The sequence below is a fragment of the Vibrio sp. TH_r3 genome, from assembly GCF_033101115.1.
Taxonomy (GTDB): Bacteria; Pseudomonadota; Gammaproteobacteria; order Enterobacterales; family Vibrionaceae; genus Vibrio.
In genome coordinates, this window is the sequence record NZ_JAWMPW010000090.1 from 1 (window position 1) to 492 (window position 492).

Here is a 492-nt window from a genome sequence, read left to right on the forward strand (position 1 = left end):
CAGTCAATGATAGCGACACTAGCTCAGTTGGTAGAGCGCAACCTTGCCAAGGTTGAGGTCACGCTTTTAGTTCAAGAGAAAGCGAACCTCGTGTGTCGCTCCAAATTAAATTATTGACTTGTAGAGTCAATGATAGCGACACTCGCTCAGTTGGTAGAGCGCAACCTTGCCAAGGTTGAGGTCACGCTTTTAGTTCAAGAGAAAGCGAACCTCGTGTGTCGCTCCAAATTAAATTATGGACTTGTATAGTCGACGATAGCGACACTCGCTCAGTTAGTAGAGCGCAACCTTGCCAAGGTTAAGGTCACGCTTTTAGTTCAAGAGAAAGCGAACCTCGTGTGTCGCTCCAAATTAAATTATTGACTTGTACAGTCAATGATAGCGACACTAGCTCAATTAATAGAGCGCAACCTTGCCAAGGTTGAGGTCACGCTTTTAGTTCAAGAGAAAGCGAACCTCGTGTGTCGCTCCAAATTAAATTATTGACTTGTA

At 44.5% G+C, this 492-nt stretch carries 4 tRNA genes; all 4 read left to right on the forward strand.

Going from position 1 to position 492, the window contains the following annotated elements:
- Positions 1 to 12 precede the first annotated feature (12 nt).
- The 4 genes from R3X26_RS18905 to R3X26_RS18920 all read left to right on the forward strand — a co-directional run bounded on the left by R3X26_RS18905 (position 13) and on the right by R3X26_RS18920 (position 472).
- Positions 13 to 103, forward strand: a tRNA-Gly gene (locus R3X26_RS18905).
- A 32-nt stretch (positions 104 to 135) separates the two neighbouring features.
- Positions 136 to 226 (forward strand) — tRNA-Gly (locus R3X26_RS18910).
- Between the two features lie 32 nt (positions 227 to 258).
- A tRNA-Gly gene (locus R3X26_RS18915) sits at positions 259 to 349 on the forward strand.
- Between the two features lie 32 nt (positions 350 to 381).
- Positions 382 to 472, forward strand: a tRNA-Gly gene (locus tag R3X26_RS18920).
- Positions 473 to 492: the final 20 nt, after the last annotated feature.